Here is an 18,821-nt window from a genome sequence, read left to right as displayed (position 1 = left end):
GGTCGAGATCACGGGCGTCAGTCGCTGACGCGGCGTGTCGACCGACATGTGTGTTTTCGGCTGACATCTGTACCGGGTCGACGGCGGTCATGCGCTTACTCCGTTCAGCCGCAGCATCCCGTGCCAGCGATCCTGCGCGAGCGCGGGATCCTCCAGTGCGAACGATGCGTTGGCGAGTTCGACAATGCGGCTCAAATGCGGCAGGCTCCGTGCCGAATGCAGCCCTCCGACCATCTGGAAGGCAGGCTGGTGACCGTTCAGCCAAGACAGGAAAGCGACGCCGGTCTTGTAGTAGAAAGTGGGCGCCGCGAACACCTGACGGCTGAGTTCCTCCGTGGGTCCCAGGATGCGCAGGTACGCCTCCGGGTCGCCAGCATCCAGCGCCTGAATGGCCGCGGATGCCACCGGCGTGAGTGCGGCGAAGGCACCGAGCAGAGCATCCGAATGCGAGTCCCCCTGGCCCAAGGTATCGCCGCCGATGAGGCCAACGTAGTTGAAGTCGTCTCCGGTGAACATGCGCACCCCCTCGGGGAGGCGCGCACGCACCGAGATCTCGGATTCGGCGTTCAACAGGCTCATCTTCACGCCGACGACTTTGCCGGGGTTCTCCTCGATGATGTCGAGCAGCACACCGGATGCCGTCTGCCAGTCGCTCGCGCCGAAATAGCCTTCCAGCTCCGGATCGAAAGCGGTGCCGAGCCAATGCAGCACGACGGGGACGCTCGCGCTCTGCAGCACCTCGCGGTACACGCGGCGGTAGTCCGCGGCATCCGATGCCACCCGGGCGAGATGACGTGACGCCATCAGCACGGGGCCGGCGCCCTGCTCCTCGGCGAACTGCAACTGCTCCTTGTAGGCGTCGATCACCTGTTCGAGCGTGATGTGCGAGTCGTCGACGTGGTCAGTATTGACGCCGACGACGACCGAGCCGCCCTCTTCGCGGGCGACCTCGGCGCTGCGCGTGATGAGCTCACGCGTGGCCGCAGCATCCAGTCCCATATTGCGCTGGGCAGTGTCCATGGCGTCGGCGACGCCCAGACCCCACGAGTAGACATTCCGGCGGAAGGCGAGCGTCGCATCCCAGTCGATGTCGGCCGGCTGGCCGGGGGTGTTGTCAGCGAAGGCCTGGGGCACCACGTGCGCTGCCGCGTACGCGATGCGGCTGCGCAGCGGGCCGTCGGGCCGCGCGTAGACGCCGGTCTCGTTCAGCGCGGCATCCGAGACGGCGCCATCGGCTGCGAGCAGACGGAGCGTGCTCATGACAGGCTCAACGGTTCGATCGCGACCTTGCGTCCCTCGGCGTTGGACGCGAGTCCGGCCTCGGCGAACTGCACACCCTTGGCGCCGGCGAGCAGGTCGAACGGGTAGTCGGTGCCCAGCACGTAGGACTCCAGGTACTCCTCCCACTGCTGGCGGAAGCCGTTGAGGAACACGTCGTTCGTCGGCACGTTCTGCCAATCGGCGTCGTAGTCGTGGGTGTCTTCAAGGTCAGGGTTCCACACCGGCTTCGGGGTGGCATTTCGCGGCTGGATCTTCGCCCCGAACAGTCCGACCACGGCCGAGCCGTGCGTGCCGTCGACCTGGAACTCCACCAGCTCATCGCGGTTGACGCGCACCGTCCAGGACGAGTTGATCTCGGCGATGATGCCGCCGTCGAGTTCGAAGATGCCGTATGCGGCGTCTTCCGCGGTGGCGGTGTAGTGCTCACCCTTTTCATCCCAGCGATCGGCGATGTGCACGGCCGCCTGGGCGTAGACACTCTTGACCTCGCCGAACAGGTTCTCCAGCACGTAGTTCCAGTGCGGGAACATGTCGGAGATAATGCCGCCGCCGTCTTCGGTGCGGTAATTCCAGCTCGGACGCTGCGCCGGCTGCCAGTCGCCCTCGAACACCCAGTAACCGAATTCGCCGCGCACCGAGAGGATGCGGCCGAAGAATCCGGAGTCGATGAGGCGCTTGAGCTTCTGCAGACCCGGCAGGTAGAGCTTGTCGTGCACGACGCCGGTCTTCACGCCGGCTTCCTTCGCAAGGCGTGCGAGCTCGAGGGCTTCTTCGAGCGACTCTGCGGTGGGCTTCTCGGTGTAGATCGCCTTGCCTGCGGCGATGGCTTTGCGGATAGCGGATGCCCGCGCCTTCGTGACGAGGAAGTCAGCGTAGATCTCCCACTTCTCATCGGCCAGTGCCGCATCGAGATCGGTGGTGTAGTCCTCGATGCCATGGAGGGCTGCGAGTTCAGCGAGCTTCTGCTCGTTGCGGCCAACGAGGATCGGCTTGACGGTGACGCGGGTGCCGTCGGACAGCTCGATGCCGCCCTGATCACGGATAGCCAGGATCGACCGCACCAGGTGCTGCCGATAACCCATGCGTCCGGAGACGCCGTTCATGATGATGCCGATCTCGCGGGTTGTCGCCTGTGACATTGCCTATCCGTTTCTTTGTTTGGCCCAGTGCCGATCAAGTGGGTAAACGCTTTCCAACAGTGTGGCACCGGAGAGCGCTTTCCGCAACTTGCGTTATGACGGTGTCCATCGGGAGGAGACCACTCGGTCCACACGTCGAACCGCCCCGAGCCACCCCGCCGCATCCACACGTGCGCGCACTGTCGCGTCCAGATCGATCACGCTGTGCTCAGTGATCGGCGCGATGTGCAGCGTCAGTTCCGCGGCGGGGTCCAGTTCCGTGACATCGATGCGCCACGCGCTGCCATCCCAGAAGCGGTCGCCGATCACCACACCGTCCGCACGCAGTTGTGCAACATCGCCCTCCCAGTCGATCACCAGTTCGACGAGGTCTCCGCATGGATGTGCGCGGACGACCGGCATCCGCAGCCGCCAGATCCCTGCCGCCTCATCGAACTGCGCGTCATCGGGTGCTGCCGAGCGCCCCATCGACTCCCCGTATCGCGCCGGAGGCTCTCCCGCCGCTCGCAGCTCATCCAGAGCAACGGCTGCCGATCCCGGTCGGCCGAGAGTTCGCAGCGCGAGACGAGTGAACCCCTCCCCCGTCCAGCGACGGATCGACGGTGTGTCCTCAGCGCGAATGACAATCCCGTCGGGCTCCTCCCACACCGCGTCAGCGCAGTCGTAGAGTTCGTCGCCGAGATACCACAGCCGCTCAGCCTGCTGCTCGTCGACGACCAGAATGCGCAGCGCACCGTCTATGAGGAAGGTGTCGCCGGGCGCGAGATCGCGCGGGGCGCCCGTGGCGAATTGAATGCGCGCGGGAAGCCCATCGTGTGCGCGCAGGACGAGGGTCGGCACGTCACCACCGACGAGCCCGGATACCGACGCCGTCGCCCACTCGATCCGAATGCCCGCGACGTCCAGTCGCAACGGCCAGCGCGCGATGGCTCCGCTGGGGATGTCCACCGGCTGATCTGGCACCAGCAGATCACCGTCCGCGAAGGGGACGCGGAACTGCACATTCGTCGAACCGGACAGCGGCTCGTGCGGCTGATGAGTGTTGAGGAAGAGGATGCCGCAAGAGCCGTTGCTGCGCACGGCCCACCGCAGCGTGTCGACGTCGCGCACGCCGACCGGCGCATCCTCGGGCAGTGCGCTGAACATGTCGGCGAGCCGGCCGCCGAACGCCGCCAGAAAAGCATTGTGATCGCGCAACAGGCCGAGGCTCGACCCTGGTCGCCCGGTGGCACCGAGCGCCGCTTGGAAGTCGTAGTCGAATCGGGGCAGATCGTTCGGATATCCAGTCGCCAGACTCTCCTGCAGCTGATCGGCGGGGTTCACGCCCCCGGCGAACATGTAGAACCCCTGCCATGCCGAGCCGTTGCCGATCTTCACATTCGCGAGCGCGGCGATGTCGCGGCCGCGCGCGATCGGCCGACGATGATAGGCCGTCGCCATTCCGCCGCCGAGCTCGCAGGTGGCGGGTGGAAACTCCGGGTCGACTGGCCGCACCATGATCGCCTCGGCGCCGTCCCGGAAGTCGCCGCCCACGCCCGGGTCGTCCCAGATGTGTGTGAACCGGAAGTGGTCGCGGAAGCTGTCGTCCCAGGCAGAGCCCTGCCCCGCCCAGAATCCGTCGGCGTAGCCGCTGTACAGCGGAAATACGTCGTGCGCTGGCAGGAGCGCTCCGCCCCACCCGGTCGCCGTCCACAGCGGCGCGGACAGCCCGCTCTCCTGTGCGATGCGCTTGAGAGAGGAAATATGGTCGGGTTGATCGTGAAGCTCATTCTCGAGTTGGATGCCGACGATCGGCCGATCCGGTCCGCAAAAGCGCGCAACCTGGCCGGCGATGCGGGCGTACCAGTCACGGACGAGCGCCAGATACTCGGCATCATCCGTCCGTGCGCGGGAACCGACCTCCGAGAGGACCCAATCCGGATGCCCACCCCCTCGCACCTCGCCGTGACACCAGGGACCGATCCGCAGTACGACGTCGATTCCGACGCGTTCGGCCGTCTCGATGAACCCGGCGAGGTCGAGGTTTCCCTCGAAGCTGACGCTGCCGCGGACCGGTTCGTGGTGAATCCAGAACACGTAGGTCGACACCGATGTGAGCCCGGATGCCTGCATTAGCCGCAGCGTCTCTTCCCAGCGACGGCGAGGGACGCGGCTGTAATGGAGTTCACCGGTTACCGGAATGGTCGGTGCACCGTTCACCTCGATCCAGCGGCTGGTGATCCGCATCCGCTCGTGCGGATCCTCCCGGTTACTCATGGCCGGTTCGGTAAGCGGCGGACGCGCATCCTGCAGACGGATGCTCCGCAGCGCAGTAGTCGTACGCATGTGCTTCTCGATTCTTCAGCTCAGCCGGATGGCAGCCCACGACACCGCGGGCAGCTCGAGCGATAGTTCGGTATCGGCGAGCGTCGCATCGGCGGGGCGGACGCCGACCCGCTCCGGATTTTGTAGCGTGTTCGCGGCGTAGATGTCGTCCTCGTGGAGCAGGTGCGATTCGGTGACGCGGAGCGCGCGCCCGAAAGTGGCGACGAGCGTGGCGAGGTCGACGCGCAGCTGCGTGGCTTCCGTCGTCGAGCGGTTCACCACGAACAGCGAGACGCCGTCGTCGTCGATCGTCGCAACCGCGTTCACTGCCGCCACTTCCCCGAACCGCGCGCTCGTAAAAGTGCCACCGCTGATGGGCACCTGCACCGCCCGGTCGCCGGCCAGTCGGGACGTGATCGAGAACGGGAAGAACGTCGTCTGCCGCCATGCCGGGCCGCCCGGCTCGGTCATGATCGGCGCGATGACGTTGACCAGCTGTGCGAGCGACGCCGAGCGTACGCGGTCGGCGTGTTGCAGCAGGGTGATGAGCAGGTCGCCGAAGACGACAGCATCCAGCGCGTGATACTGATCCTCAAGCAGGCGAGGCGCCACCGGCCAGCCCTTGTCCTTGAGTTCCTCACCGGACTGGGTGCCGTCCTCACGGTGGAGGTACCAGACGTTCCACTCGTCGAACGAGATCATGATGCGCTTGTCGCTCTTGCGGGTCGCCGCGACCGAGTCGGCAATCGCGACGACCTCCTCTATGAACGTCGCCATGTCGACACCGGATGCGAGGAACTCCTGTGCGTCGCCGCTGTGCTCCTGATAGTAGGAGTGGCACGAGATGAAATCGACGTCGTCGAACGTGTGCTCGAGAACGGTGCGCTCCCACGACCCGAATGTCGGCATGCCATGAGCTGACGATCCGCACACCACGAGTTCGATGCCGGGATCGATCATCCGCATAGCTTTCGCGGTACGCGCAGCGAGCTTTCCGTAGTCATCAGCGCCCCGGTGCCCGAGCTGCCACGGACCGTCCATCTCGTTGCCGAGGCACCACATCTTCACGCCGAACGGATCCGGCCGTCCGTTCGCGACGCGCTGCCTGGTCCAGTCGGTGTCAGCCGAGGCGTTGGCGTACTCGAGCAGGTCGAGTGCCTCCTGCGTTCCACGGGTGCCGAGGTTGACGGCGAGCATGAGTTCACTGTCGACCCTGTCGAGCCAGCTCTGGAACTCGTGCAGCCCCACCTCGTTCGTCTCCGTGGAGTGCCAGGCGAGGTCGAGTCGCCGCGGGCGCTGATCGACCGGCCCGATGCCGTCCTCCCAGCGGTATCCGGAGACGAAGTTGCCGCCGGGATACCGGATGGTCGAGACCCCGAGCTCGGCCACGAGATCGATGACGTCACGGCGGAAGCCGTCGGCGTCTGCGCTCTCGTGCGCCGGCTCATGGATGCCGTCGTAGATGTGACGGCCGAGATGCTCGACGAACCCACCGAAAATCCGGCGGTCGATGTCTGCGATCTCACGGTGCGGATCGAGGCGGCCGAAGGCGTCGTTCATGGAGGTCCGTTCTGCGAGGTGCGAGGAGCGAGGAAGTCTGGGAGCTGGGGATCAGCGGGACCGACGGCGCTCAGGAATCGAGACGACGGCGAGCGCCGCGCATCCGATCGCCGGGATGAACAGCGGCACGAGCGCCCAGGTCGTCGCACCGACGAACACCGCCGTGACGACGAGATAGGCGGCGCCGGCAATATCCGCACGTACGAGACCGGGAACGGCGCGCAGCGCACCGCGCCAGCCGATCTCGGGCGTCCATGTGCCGGCGGAGGCGAGCAGCGCAAGCGACAGTGCGGCAAGTCCTGCCCAGCCGATGACCTCGATGACGGGTCCACCGGGCAGGAAGCCCGAGCGTGCCAGATCGACGTCCAGCAACAGGATCAGCGTGAGCACGAGGGCCGCGGCACCCACGACAAGTCCGGGCAGGATGGCCCTCTTCACGTCCGTCCAGAACAGCCCCAGTCGCGAGCCCTCGGCCGCGATGAAGCGGCGCAGATGACGGACACCGGCCGCCAGGGCTGCCGGCAGCGTGATCACCGGCAGAGCGATGAGCGTGATGAGCAACCCGATGAGCATGGCCTCGCCGAACAGGGCGAACTTCGCGCCGGCACCGGGAAAGCGCGCTGGCAGCATCTCACCCCGCGTGGGGCCGCTGCCCGAGAGCGCGGCGCGGCGAGCGGCACGCTCCTGACTGCGGGACAACGTCATCTCCTCGGGCACAGCCACACCTCTAACCTTTCAGCCCCTGAGTTGCGACGCCGTCGACGAGGAACCGCTGGAACGCCAGGAAGAACAGCAGCACCGGCAGCAGCGCGATGAACGAGGCCGTGACCGTCGCGCCGTAGTCGCTGGTGGAAGTCTGGTCGTTGTACAGACGCAGCGCGATCGGCAACGGGTAGTTGTCGGGACTCGTGAGGTAGAGCAGTGGCCCCAGGAAGTCGTTCCACGACCAGATGAATGAGAAGATCGCGCACGTGATCAGCGCTGGCTTGACCAGCGGCAGGATGATCGCCCAGAAGATGCGGAAGTGCCCCGCTCCGTCGATACGGGCGGCCTCGTCCATATCGCGCGGCATCTGCCGCATGAACTGCACGAGCAGGAACACGAAAAACGCCTCGGTGGCCAGAAACTTCGGCAGGATCAGCGGCCAGAAGGTGTCCACCAGACCGAAGCTGTTGAACATGATGTACTGCGGGATGATCACGACGTGGAACGGCAGCAGCAGCGTGCCGATCATCGCGGCGAACAGAATACCCAGACCCTTGAACTGCACCCGCGCGAACGCGTATGCGGCCAGCGCTGATGACAGCACCGTGCCGACCACGGCCGAAACGGCCAGGAGAAGCGAGTTGAAGAAGAACCGCCACATCGGCACGCCGGCGATGCCGTCGGCGACCTTGATGTAGTTGTCGATCGTCGGTGCGTTCGGCAGCAGTCCGGGGTTCTGACCGAACTCGGCGTTCGGCTTGAACGTCGACAAGAACAGCCACAGCAGTGGGTACAGCACGATCGCGGTCAGGATCACCAGGACGACGAGCCAGACCACGGTCTGCCAGGTCTTGCGCTTGACGCGACGACGCGGTGCAGGAGCGGATGCCGTCACAACGGCTTCGGTAGCAGTCATCGGTTGTCTCCCGCGTAGTGCACCCAGGAGCGCTGGGTTCTGAAGAGGATGAAGGCGATGATCGCCACGACGACGAGCAGTACCCAGGCGATCGCGGCGGCGTAGCCCATCTGACCGTCGGAGAAGCCACGCTTGTACAGGTACAGCGTGATGAAGTTCGTCATGCCCGCGGGCCCGCCCGAGCCGTTGGAGATGATGTACGCCGAGGCGAACACCTGGAACGCGCCGATCAGTCCGAGCAGCAGGTTGAAGAAGATCACCGGCGACAGCATCGGCAGCGTGACCGCGCGGAATCGGTGCCAGGCGTTCGCGCCATCCATCTCGGCTGCTTCGTACAGCTCCTTCGGCACCTGCTTGAGGCCGGCCAGGAAGATCACCATGGTGGCGCCGAACTGCCAGATCGCCAACACGATCATCGCCGGAAGCACGAGCGCGGGGTTGCCGATCCAGCCACCGATGTCGAGGCCGAAGAAGCTCAGCGTGCTGTCGACCGGCCCGTCGGTGCCGAACATCGCCCGCCACACGATCGCGACGGACACCGAACCGCCGATGAGGCTGGGGGCGTAGAAGGCGGAGCGGAAGAAGCCGGAGCCCTTGTCTCGGAAGTTCAGCAGCATCGCGATGGCCAAGGCCGCGGCGAGGGTGATCGGCGTTCCCACGAGCACGTAGACCAGGGTGATCTGCGCGGACTGCATGAACTGCGGATCGTTCGTGAACAGCCGCACGTAGTTGTCCAGACCGATCCAACGGGGCGGCTGGAAGATGTTGTATCGAGTGAATGACAGGTAGAGCGAGTAGACCATCGGAATGATCGTGAGACCGAAGAAGCCGATCAGCCACGGCACGAGGAAGCCATACCCGACAGCGGTCTCGCGCCGCTCGCGGCGCTTCTGACCGGGTCGATTCAGGCTTTCAGGGCGGCGGCGCGGCAGCGGGCGCCGCTTCTCGCCGGTGACGATGACTCTCGTCGCGGTCGTGCTCACGGGAACTCCTGTGGTGATGGGGGCAGTGCGAAGTGGCGTCCGGGGCCGAGTGGTCGCAGCAGCTGCGCCTTCCCGGCCCCGTGAGCCGGATCAGCCGTTCAGGACGACATCGATCTCTGTGAAGAGCTGTGCGACGGCGTCATCGACGGTGATCGTACCGAAGTTCAGCTCAGCACCGAGCTGACGGAACTTCTCCTCAATCGTGCCGTAGCCGACGACCGGTACCGGCGGAGCGTCGCCGAGACGATCCGCGATCGCGGTCTCGTAGTCCTTGATCTGCTGGCTCAGCGGGTCGAGCTCGGCAGCGTCCAGTGCCGTGCTCGATGCCGGCAGGCCGCGGTTGGTGCCGAAGATTTCGCCCGACTGAGGCGAGTTGATCAGGAAATCGACCAGGGTTGCGGCGGCCACGGGATGCTCGGTGTTCGCAGCGATCGAGTGCAGCATCGTGGGCTTCAGGTACAGGTCCTTCGCGCCCTCGACTGTCACCGGCGGTGCCTGCAGGTTCAGCTCGGGGTATGCCTCGCCGAGGTTGCCGAGGTAGCCGCTGCCGAAGTTGTCCCAGGTGAGCTCACTGGCGACCACTGCAGAATCGAACGGGCCGAGAGGGAGGAGCTCTTCGACGGTCTGCTGCGGGGCGCCGATCCCATCGCGGATCTCCTGTCCCTCTTGCCAGAACTCGGCGAGGCGCTCCTCGTCGAAGCCGAGCGTGCCGTCCTCGTTGAATAGCTCCTTGCCATCGGCACGCAGCTGCAGCTCGAAGTTCTGAATGCGACCGGTGTAGTCGCTGCCGCCCCAGACCTCGCCTCCGGCAGCCTCGGTGACACCGGCCATCCAGTCGGTGTAATCGGCCCAGGTGCCACCGTCGAAGTCCTCGGCGCCGATCGTCTGAAGCATCGTGGGGTTGGTGAACAGGCCCCAGGCGTTGGTCCCGGTCGGAAGCGCGTAGGTGGCGTCGGCAACGACACCGATCGTCAGGGCGCTCTCGGTGAGCGGCTCAGTCTGGATGACGTCGCCCAGGTACGGATCGAGGTCGAGCAGAAGCCCGTTCTCGGCGTACTGACGCAGGTAGGAGTAATCGAACTGCATGACATCGGGCAGGTTCTTGCCTGCCGCCTCTGTCTGCCGCTTCTCCCAGAACTCCGGGAAGCCGAGGAAGGTGGAGTTCACCGTGATGTTCGGGTATTCCTCGTTGAACGCCGCGATGGCTTCGTTGTACAGGTCAGCGCGCACGTCGTTGCCCCAGAACGCGAGGTCCAGAGTGACCTCCTCATCGGGGTCGAACTCCGCTGCTGGTTCGTTGCCGCCACCGGCGCAGCCGGCGAGTGCCAGTGCCGCGCCGGTCGCGAGTGCGACCGCGGCAAGTGACCGCTTCTTATTGAACATCTTTGTCCTCTCTGTGAACGTCAGCGTTCTCGGTGCTCTGGCGAACGTTCGTTGTCCGTATGAATGCAGGGTGGGTGCGCTCCCATCGGTAAGAGTCACCAACCGGGAAAGCGCTTGCCCGCAACGGTACTACGCGTTGAAACGTTTTGCAAGCGACGTTATGAGCCTGTCATCGACGACGTCCAGCTGCACTCGATACACCGCGCAGCGCCGCTCTTGGGCACCCTCGGGATGGCCGAAAAAATAGAACCAGAGGCACTCTCCGTCACGCACGACGGCACCGTGATGGCCGAACCCGAGACCCGGCATCTTCCCGGCGCCGAGGATCACGCTGTCCGCGTCACCCTGCCGCTCCCACGCGGTCGCATCCGTCGAGCGGTACACGGCCATGCCACGCCACTCGTCGACGATCATCCACCACCAGCCGTCGAGCTCAAACGCGTACGGTCCTTCGTGCGGACGCCCGCCGATCGCGACGCCCTCGACAGTCCAGTCCTCGAGGTCGGGCGATGTTGCGACCATGGTCACACTGTCCGCCGCCTCATCCTTGTACCAGAGCCGCCATGCACCATCCGGCGTGCGTGCGACGGCTGCGTCGATGACGCGATCACTCGACAGCACGATCGGGCCGCGGCGCGTCCAGCGAGCGAGGTCATCGGAGACATATTCGACGATCTCGCGCGCATGGCCCGGCCATTGGTCGGGCACCCCGTCGATCTCGGTGAGGTACATCCGCCAGCACATGCCGTCGTAGATGACCTCGGGCGCCCAGTGCGTACGATCGGTGGAAGCTGGCGGCCCCGAGGCTGATAGCTGTAGCCCGTCGGACGTCGGTTCGAGGGTCCCCGCATATGTCCAGTCCGCCCCGTCCTCGGAGTGCGCGACGCCGATGCGACTACCGTGCACCCAGGCGACGCCGGGACCCGGATCGGGATGCGTCGCCCGGCGCTGCGTGTAGAACATCGACCACCGCCCGTCAGCGATGACGACGGTCGGATCCGTCGCGCCGTCGTAGACCGGATCACGGTAGAGCTCGGCGAGCGTCATCCTCTGACGCCACGCATATCGGTCACCGGGCTCGCGAATCCGGAGCGATGCGTCGGATGCGTCGCCAGATCGGCTGGGGTGATCACCGCACCGTCGGCTGCAGCCGATGCGTAGATCGCGGCGACAAGCTCGAACGAGCGGGCAGGCTCGTCGGCGGTCTCCGGGAGCTGCCGACCATCCAACAGCGCATCGAATACCTCCCGCAGCAGCACCGAGTGGTCGCTGCGCTCCTCCGCCGAGGGCAGAGACCAGGCGTCAGCCTCATGCTCGAAACCGGGCGCCGGGGTGATCGCCCAGTTCTCATGTCCGTGCCCATAGAGATGGTCAACGGTTACCGTCGCCTTCTGCGTATCGATGCGGATCGAGCTGGTCTCGCGGGGCGAGACGGCGCTGGTGGCGACCTGCGCGACGACGCCGTTCGCGAACGTAACTGTCGCCGTGGATGCATCCTCCGTCTCGGTCTCGCGATCGAGCCGCCACAGGCGCCCCTGCACACTCGCCCAGTCGCCGAGCAGGAACCCCAGCAGATCCAGCTGATGAATACCGTGGCCCAATGTGGTGCCACCGCCCTCGGTCTCCCATTTGCCGCGCCAGGGCACGGAGAAGTAGTCCGCGCCGCGATACCAGAGCGTTTGGCACAGAGCGATCAGTGGGCGCCCCAGCGCCCCCTGATGCAGCAGGCGCCGCACGTGCGCTGCTGCGGTTCCGGTGCGCTGCTGGAACACGACGGCCAGCCGACAGTCGGCTGCAGCAGCGGCCGCGCGCATCTCGTCGAGTTCGTCCAGCGACGGCGCCGGGGGCTTCTCCACCACTACGTGCGCCCCGGCGGCGAACGCGGCGAGCGCCTGTTCCCGGTGCACGGCCGGCGGCGTGCAGATGAGGACGACGTCGGGATGCTCGGCGGCCAGGAGCTCGTCGAGAGTGTCATGCACCGCGGGTCCGCCGTATCGAGCGGCGAACACGTCGGCGGCGGCGCGGGACAGGTCAGTGACGGCAACGAGCTCAGCGCGTGGATGCAGCGCCACAGCCTGGGCGTGCAGATTGGCGACAGATCCGGTGCCGACGATCGCGGTGCGGAGGAGGGAAGTCATGCGGATGCCTCGGAATCTCGTGGGGGTGCGGCGGCCCATTGCCAGGTGTGCAGGCGCCCGCACATGCCGTAGCTGCGCTCGGGGGACGTGGGAGCGATACGGGTGACGGAAGCGGCCGACATCAGCCCGGGCTCTCCCGCGGCGAGCGCGGTCAACTGCGCGTCTACACGCGCGGTCTCAGCCACGACGGTCGTCTCCCACTGGGCGCGCCACTGGGCGGTGCGGGGCCGAACAAGTCGTACGGCGCGCTCATGGAAGCGGGCGAGCGCCTCTGCTCCCCCGGCGCGCAGCACGGTGAACCCCTCCAGCGCGAGATCACGTCGAGCTCGGGCAGCAGCGGCACGGCCTTCGCCCGCGGGCAGAGCGACCGCCACAGCGTAAGCATCCGGATCGTCGAGCACCTCGGTGGGGAAGGTGAGCACCGCGTCGCCCGCTTCCGGCAGGCCGGCGTTCGACATCACGACCAACAGGCGCAGGTCGCTGTGGTTTATGAGGCGGTGCACTGCGCCGGGCGAGAACCAAACGACGTCGCCGGGTGTGAGCGGTTGCTCGTCGAATCCCGCGGCCGACAGCGTCTGGACGGCGCCGCTCCCCGCGATCACGACGTACCCCTCGCTCGATGCGGTGTGCAGGTGTGGGGATCCGCTTCGGCATCCGTCCGCGGCCTCCCAGTCGTACACCTCGAGGTCGGAGACGGCAACGCCGCCGGGGAAGATACCCGTCACAGTAGCTCCCGCAAGTGCGCCGCGAGTGCCGATGCCGCATGCGCTCCGGCATCCGCGATCCCGACCGCGTAGCGGAACACCACCTTCTCGCCCGGGGCGATCGTCAGCTCTTCACTGAAGAACGGCGCCGGGTTGAGCGCGGCGAATTCCTCGGAGCGCGCGAACCACTGCGGCGGATGGTGCGGGTTGGCGGCCGAATCGACCATCACGAGCAGAGAGGTCGCGTCGATCTCGTCGTGCCTGCCGGCGAATCCCATCCACTCATGGCGCTGACCACGGATGTCGGATCCCGACCCTGTGCCGTCTGCGGTGACGAGCATTCCGTCGGTGAACGAGCGCGGGCCGCGCCAGAACAGTCCGCCGTAGCCCGCGTTGTCGCGGCCCTTCGTCGTCGGGGAGCCGATCAGGATCGGTGCATCCGTGATGTTGGTCATCTCGGTCGCGAACGTGAGCGCCCATGCTTCGGGGGCCAGTAGTCGCGCGGTGAGCTCGCGGCGCTCGGTGAACAGACGGCGGCCGTTCTCGGTGATCCATTCCAGGTCGTGCGCGAAGCGGGCAATCTGACCCTCCTCGACTGCGGTGACCGCGATATGCGCCTGCGTGCCGTCGTTGGGCAGCTGGACGTAGCCATGCCCGTGCACGTAGGTCGGCCCGCCCCAGAAGTTCTGGTCGTCGACGACCGGTAGCGACCAGGCGATGCCCTTGTGCCAGACGTGGTCCCACGGCCGGAACAGGCTCACAACGCGGCCAGCGCGCGTGCGCAGCGGGTCGAGGTAGGGCTTGGGCGACTCGAGCTGCGGCGAATCGGGCACGAACACGTAACGGAGCAGCTCCACATCGCCATCGCGGACGACGAACTCGGACTCGGTGCGGATGGCGGACAGGGTCATGACACGGCCTCCTCGGTGCGGTCTTTGACAGGATGCCAGGGCACAGCATCGCCCGACATCGTACTGAAGAACGGATCATCGCCCGTGGTCTCACCCGCGGCGATCCCTCCGGTGCCGATGATGGCCGCCTGGAACGGTCGGTCCGTTGCCATGTCACTCCTTTGTGGACGCGGATTCTTCGAGATCGCGGCTCAGGTGAGCCCCGACTGGGTGAGGTGCAGCTTCGCGTAGCGGCCGTCGGCGGCGAGCAGCTCGTCGTGCGCGCCGCTCTCGACGATGCGGCCCTGTTCGAGCACGACGATGCGGTCGGCCTGTCGAATGGTGGATAGGCGGTGGGCGACGACGAGGGTGGTGCGCCCGCGCATCAGCCGCTCCAGCGCTTGTTTGACGAGCCCCTCGGATTCCGGATCGAGTGCGGACGTGGCCTCATCGAGCAGCAGGATCCGCGGGTCGCGCACGAGCGCGCGGGCAATGGCAAGGCGCTGCCGCTGCCCGCCGGACAGCCGCGCGCCGCGCTCACCGACGACGGTGTTCCACCCGTGCGGCTGCTCCTGCACGAAGTCCCAGGCGTTGGCATCGCGCAGCGCCCGGACGATCCGCTCGTCCGTGGCATCCGGCATCCCGTACGCGATGTTGTCGCGGATCGATCCTTCGAACAGCACCGATTCCTGCGGGACGACCGAGACGAACCGGCGCACCGTGCGCATGTCGAGCGTCTGCATATCGAGGCCGTCGAGCAGGATGCGTCCGCCGCTGGGGCGCACGAAGCCGAGCACGAGGTTCAGGAGCGTCGATTTACCTGATCCGGATGACCCGACGAAGGCAACGGTCGCGCCGGCGGGGATCTCGAGGTCGATCTCGTGCAGGGCATCCGTTTCGGCATCCGCATAGCGGTGCGAGGCCTTCTCGAGGGTGATCGCGCCGTCGACGGCGGCGATCGCACGTCGGCCCTCGTTGAGTTCGAGGTCGGGCTCCTGCAGAACTTCGGCGATCGAGCGCACCGATTCCAGACCTCGAGCGCCGACCGGGATGAGCACGAGAAGTTGGGTGAGCCCACCGGTGAGCAGCGTGAAGTATGTCGACAGCAACACGACTTCACCGGGCGTGATCGGCAGGAAGTCGGTGAGTGAGAATACCGCGGCGAGCACGAGGCATCCGACGCCGAGCAGCTGCATCGCAACCCAGGAGATAGAAGCGACGTGCCCGTTGAGCATGTCCAGGTGAAGACCCGCACGCCGCACGCCGTCCGCGCCGCTGGCCACCCGGGTGACGGCGGTCTCCTCGAGGCCGTGGGCACGGGTGACCGGGATGAGTGATGCCATCTCCCCCACACGTGCGGAGAGCGTCTCGACTTCGCGGCGGAACACCTCGTTGCGCGCCCGGGAGCGGTTGCGCATGCCGTAGCGGATGCCGATCGCGATCGGCACGGCCAGTGCATATACCGGCAGGAACTGCGGCACGGCGATCGCCGTCATCGCGAGGGCACCGGTCATCACCATCGCAGCGGACAGCAGCGGATGCGTGACCTGCTGCAGCATGAGTTCGACGTTCTCGACGTCGCGGACGACCTTGGTCTGCACGATCGAAGAGCTGACTCGCGTGTGGTACCCGATCGACAGACTCTGCAACCGGGCGGCCAGGGCATTACGCAGGTCGGCGCCGGTATCGCGCACGACGGTCATGAAGTTGCGGGTATAGAGGATGTGGTTCGGGTAGTTCTGCAGCAGCAGGACGGACGCAAGCACGAACCACCACACCACTGCCGACACCTCGCCCCGTCCTGCGACGATGTCGATGATGGCTGCTGTGACGACGGGCAGGAACCACAGCGGGACCTCCTTCATCGTGAAGGCGAGAACAGCGACGAGCATCCGTCCTGGCCGGCGCCGGAGCAGCCTCAGCACCGACCGCGTCGGGTGAGACCCGTCGATGAGGTCGGGAATCCGGGAAAGCGCTCTCCGTGTCACGAGTCCATGCTAGCCCCTCGAGCACAGCATCCCGCCATTTGGAAAGCGCTTGCCCGAGCGGGGTAGGCTGACGGCGTGACTTCGCGCTTCCTCATCGGTGAGACCGACTTCCTACTCGACGGCCAGCCGCACCAGATCATCTCCGGCGCCATGCATTACCCCCGGGTGCACCCCGATCTGTGGCGCGACCGCATCCGCAAGGCGCGCCTCATGGGGCTGAACGCGATCGAGACCTACGTTCCCTGGAACGCGCATGAACCGGTCAAGGGCCAGTGGCGCGAAGACGGAGACGTCGACCTCGGCAGGTTCCTCGACATCATCGCCGAAGAAGGGATGCACGCGATCGTGCGGCCCGGACCCTATATCTGCGCGGAGTGGCACCACGGCGGACTTCCGACGTGGCTGACCGCCGACAAGTCGCTGCGGCTGCGCAGCTCCGACCCTGCTTACCTCGCCGAGGTCACCGCGTACCTCGAGAAGGTGAACGCGATCATCGCGCCCCGCCAGATCGACAACGGCGGCAGCGTCATCCTCGTGCAAATCGAGAACGAGTACGGGGCCTACGGATCCGACACCGCCTACCTCGACACCCTCGTCACCACCACCCGCGCTGGCGGCATCAGCGTGCCCCTGACTCAGGTCGACCAGCCCATCCCGCACATGCTCGCCGGCGGCGCGCACCCCGCGCTGCACAAGACCGGCTCGTTCGGCGGACGCATCGCGGAGCGTCTCGCAACCCTGCGCGAACACCAGAGCACCGGGCCGATGATGTGCATGGAGTTCTGGTGCGGCTGGTTCGACCACTGGGGCGAGAAGCATCACACCACCGCGTTCGCCGACAGCGCCGCTGACCTTGACCGGCTGCTCGCCGCCGGAGCATCCGTCAACATCTATATGGTGCACGGCGGCACGAACTTCGGTCTCACCGCGGGCGCGAACGACTCCGGGCGTTACCTGCCGATGGTCACCAGCTACGACTACGACTCGCCGATCACCGAATCAGGCGATCTGACCGAGAAGTTCCACGCCTTCCGCGAGGTTATCGCGAAGCACGCGCCGGTTCCCGATCTGCCGCTTACGACGCCGGCGGATGCCCCGACGTTCTCCGTCCCGTTCGAGGCGGTCGCCGATCCGCTGGAGCTGACTGCGACCGATCGCGGCGCCTTCGAGACGCCTGCGACGATGGACGAGCTCGGCGCGGACGTCGTGCTCGTGGAGTACTCGGCTTCGGCTCATACCTCGGGCCCCGGGGTGCTCGAGGCCGAGATCCGCGACTACGCGTGGGTCTCGCGTGACGCGCAGCCGGTCGGTCGCCTGCAGCGCAGCATCGGCGACGACAGCCTGATGCTTCCCGCCGGCGATCGGCTGGAGCTTCTCGTCGAAGAGACCGGCCGCGTCAACTACGACACCCGGATCGGTGAGGCCAAGGGCCTCATCGACACCCCGCGCATCGACGGTGAACCCGTAGCGGGCCCGTGGCAGGTGCGCACGATCGACGTGTCGGCGCTCGGCCGGGCAGTGGCGGATGCCGCGACCGATGCCGCGCTGATCGTGAACGGCCGCGCTTCCGGTCCTGTGGGCTTGCGCGGCACGTTCGTGCTCGACGAGCAGGCGGACCTCTTCCTCGACACCCGCGGCTGGGGCAAGGGCTACGCCTGGGTGAACGGCTTCTTCCTCGGACGGTACTGGCGCCGCGGCCCGCAACGGACCCTGTACGTGCCTGCGCCGGTGACGCGTGCCGGAGACAATCAGGTCGTCATCGTCGAACTCGAAGCAGTGACCGACGCGACGGCCCGGTTCCTCGCCCGCCCCGATCTCGGACACGAGGTCGAGTGATGGCCCCCGCATTCAACGCCGCATTCGACTGGGTCCGACGACACGTCGAGGCCGAACGCCTTCCCACCGCCGTACTCGGCGTAGCAACGGCCGATGGCACAGTCGCACTGGAGGCGTTCGGCGATGCTCGGATCGACGACCGCTACCCACTGTTCTCGATCACGAAGCCGCTCACCGGCATAGCCGCGGCTCGTGCGATCGAGCGCGGCCTGCTGACCCCGGACACCCCGCTGACCGCGGCACTGCCCGGTTTCGGCGCCGGACGCGATGACATCGTGCGGCTGCGGCATCTTGTCAGTCACACGTCAGGGATCAGCGAGCCCCCGATGGACTCCGTGAGTCCGATGCGGGAGGAGTTGCTCGCGCAGGGCCGCGACTTCGTTGCGGGTACCGCTTCGCGATACTCGACGCTCGCCTTCGAGGGCATCGCCGCGCTCATCGAGCAGGCCACCGGCGGCACCTGGGACGCCGAGGTCAGTGCCTGGGCGGCCGAGATCGGCGCGGATGGGCTGAGTCTCGACCTGTCCGACGCGCACACCGTTGCGGATGCCTCCGCCGCCGGCGTCGACATGGAACGCTTTGCCCTCAAACGCTCCCCCGGCGCAGGCTTTGCAGGACGCGCTGATGATCTGCTGCGCCTCGGCTCCGCGCTCCTGCGGATCGGCACGGGCGAGCGGGGTGGCATCCTGCATCCGTCGACCCTGGCGATGATGCGCCGCCCGCTGACCGGCGACATCCCCCGGCTGGAGCCGTACATCGCCGAGCGCGGGCAGGACTGGGGATTCACCTGGAACCTGCGCACGCGCGCTCCCGGTCTTATCGATCGCGACGTCTTCGGCCACGGCGGTTGGGCCGGCACGGAGTTCTGGGTGCACCCGACTGCAGGACTCGCCTGGGTTCTGCTGACGAACCGCGCGATGCGCGATGGAGTCGAGCTCGATCAGCTCGACAACGCGATCATCGCGGCCTTCTGACATCGTTCAGGGGGTTGCCC

At 66.6% G+C, this 18,821-nt stretch carries 16 protein-coding genes; 2 read left to right on the top strand and 14 right to left on the bottom strand.

Annotated features, from left to right (window positions below; all coding sequences use genetic code 11):
• Positions 1 to 87 precede the first annotated feature (87 nt).
• From ACSU1L_RS10930 to ACSU1L_RS10865, 14 genes are all read right to left on the bottom strand, one after another.
• Positions 88 to 1,260: a dihydrodipicolinate synthase family protein gene (locus ACSU1L_RS10930; protein ID WP_439255810.1), complete on the bottom strand. Its 1,173-nt coding sequence runs from the start codon at positions 1,258 to 1,260 to the stop codon at positions 88 to 90.
• Entirely contained in the window at positions 1,257 to 2,420 is a 1,164-nt protein-coding gene (locus ACSU1L_RS10925; protein WP_439255809.1) for a Gfo/Idh/MocA family protein, read from the bottom strand. Before ACSU1L_RS10925 ends, ACSU1L_RS10930 begins: the two co-directional genes overlap by 4 nt.
• 93 nt (positions 2,421 to 2,513) lie before the next feature.
• Complete coding sequence (locus tag ACSU1L_RS10920) at positions 2,514 to 4,745, bottom strand: beta-galactosidase (RefSeq protein ID WP_439255808.1); 2,232 nt, start codon at positions 4,743 to 4,745, stop codon at positions 2,514 to 2,516.
• Between the two features lie 15 nt (positions 4,746 to 4,760).
• Entirely contained in the window at positions 4,761 to 6,284 is a 1,524-nt protein-coding gene (gene arfA, locus ACSU1L_RS10915) for an arabinosylfuranosidase ArfA (protein WP_439255807.1), read from the bottom strand.
• A 51-nt stretch (positions 6,285 to 6,335) separates the two neighbouring features.
• On the bottom strand, positions 6,336 to 7,007 hold the full coding sequence (locus ACSU1L_RS10910; RefSeq protein ID WP_439255806.1) for a hypothetical protein: 672 nt from the start codon (positions 7,005 to 7,007) through the stop codon (positions 6,336 to 6,338).
• A 4-nt stretch (positions 7,008 to 7,011) separates the two neighbouring features.
• Complete coding sequence (locus ACSU1L_RS10905; protein ID WP_438255617.1) at positions 7,012 to 7,905, bottom strand: carbohydrate ABC transporter permease; 894 nt, start codon at positions 7,903 to 7,905, stop codon at positions 7,012 to 7,014.
• On the bottom strand, positions 7,902 to 8,888 hold the full coding sequence (locus tag ACSU1L_RS10900) for a carbohydrate ABC transporter permease (protein WP_439255805.1): 987 nt from the start codon (positions 8,886 to 8,888) through the stop codon (positions 7,902 to 7,904). Before ACSU1L_RS10900 ends, ACSU1L_RS10905 begins: the two co-directional genes overlap by 4 nt.
• A 90-nt stretch (positions 8,889 to 8,978) precedes the next feature.
• The gene (locus ACSU1L_RS10895) at positions 8,979 to 10,271 is read right to left on the bottom strand and encodes an ABC transporter substrate-binding protein (RefSeq protein ID WP_439255804.1); all 1,293 of its coding nucleotides are present in this window, start codon (positions 10,269 to 10,271) and stop codon (positions 8,979 to 8,981) included.
• Positions 10,272 to 10,400: 129 nt separating this feature from the next.
• Positions 10,401 to 11,318 (bottom strand): family 43 glycosylhydrolase, encoded by a 918-nt coding sequence (locus tag ACSU1L_RS10890; protein ID WP_439255803.1) that lies wholly within the window; start codon positions 11,316 to 11,318, stop codon positions 10,401 to 10,403.
• Positions 11,315 to 12,409 carry a Gfo/Idh/MocA family protein gene (locus ACSU1L_RS10885; RefSeq protein WP_439255802.1) on the bottom strand — a complete coding sequence of 365 codons (1,095 nt, stop codon included), beginning with the start codon at positions 12,407 to 12,409 and terminating at the stop codon, positions 11,315 to 11,317. Before ACSU1L_RS10885 ends, ACSU1L_RS10890 begins: the two co-directional genes overlap by 4 nt.
• Complete coding sequence (locus ACSU1L_RS10880; protein WP_439255801.1) at positions 12,406 to 13,134, bottom strand: cupin domain-containing protein; 729 nt, start codon at positions 13,132 to 13,134, stop codon at positions 12,406 to 12,408. Before ACSU1L_RS10880 ends, ACSU1L_RS10885 begins: the two co-directional genes overlap by 4 nt.
• Positions 13,131 to 14,024 carry a PmoA family protein gene (locus ACSU1L_RS10875; protein WP_439255800.1) on the bottom strand — a complete coding sequence of 298 codons (894 nt, stop codon included), beginning with the start codon at positions 14,022 to 14,024 and terminating at the stop codon, positions 13,131 to 13,133. The genes ACSU1L_RS10880 and ACSU1L_RS10875 overlap by 4 nt, the downstream gene beginning before the upstream one ends.
• A complete protein-coding gene (locus tag ACSU1L_RS10870; protein ID WP_439255799.1) occupies positions 14,021 to 14,176 on the bottom strand; it encodes a hypothetical protein in 156 nt (51 codons plus the stop codon). Before ACSU1L_RS10870 ends, ACSU1L_RS10875 begins: the two co-directional genes overlap by 4 nt.
• A gap of 39 nt (positions 14,177 to 14,215) precedes the next feature.
• On the bottom strand, positions 14,216 to 15,991 hold the full coding sequence (locus tag ACSU1L_RS10865; protein ID WP_439255798.1) for an ABC transporter ATP-binding protein: 1,776 nt from the start codon (positions 15,989 to 15,991) through the stop codon (positions 14,216 to 14,218).
• Positions 15,992 to 16,066: 75 nt separating this feature from the next.
• On the opposite strand from ACSU1L_RS10865, the gene ACSU1L_RS10860 reads away from it, so the two are divergent.
• Together ACSU1L_RS10860 and ACSU1L_RS10855 are read left to right on the top strand one after the other, a co-directional pair.
• On the top strand, positions 16,067 to 17,827 hold the full coding sequence (locus ACSU1L_RS10860; RefSeq protein ID WP_439255797.1) for a glycoside hydrolase family 35 protein: 1,761 nt from the start codon (positions 16,067 to 16,069) through the stop codon (positions 17,825 to 17,827).
• The gene (locus ACSU1L_RS10855; RefSeq protein ID WP_439255796.1) at positions 17,827 to 18,801 is read left to right on the top strand and encodes a serine hydrolase domain-containing protein; all 975 of its coding nucleotides are present in this window, start codon (positions 17,827 to 17,829) and stop codon (positions 18,799 to 18,801) included. Before ACSU1L_RS10860 ends, ACSU1L_RS10855 begins: the two co-directional genes overlap by 1 nt.
• The last annotated feature ends 20 nt before the right edge of the window (positions 18,802 to 18,821 follow it).

The organism is Microbacterium sp. A94, from assembly GCF_051842855.1.
In the GTDB taxonomy this organism is placed as follows: domain Bacteria; phylum Actinomycetota; class Actinomycetes; order Actinomycetales; family Microbacteriaceae; genus Microbacterium.
Note: the sequence above shows the minus strand (reverse complement) of the source record. Positions and strands in the feature narration are given on the sequence as shown.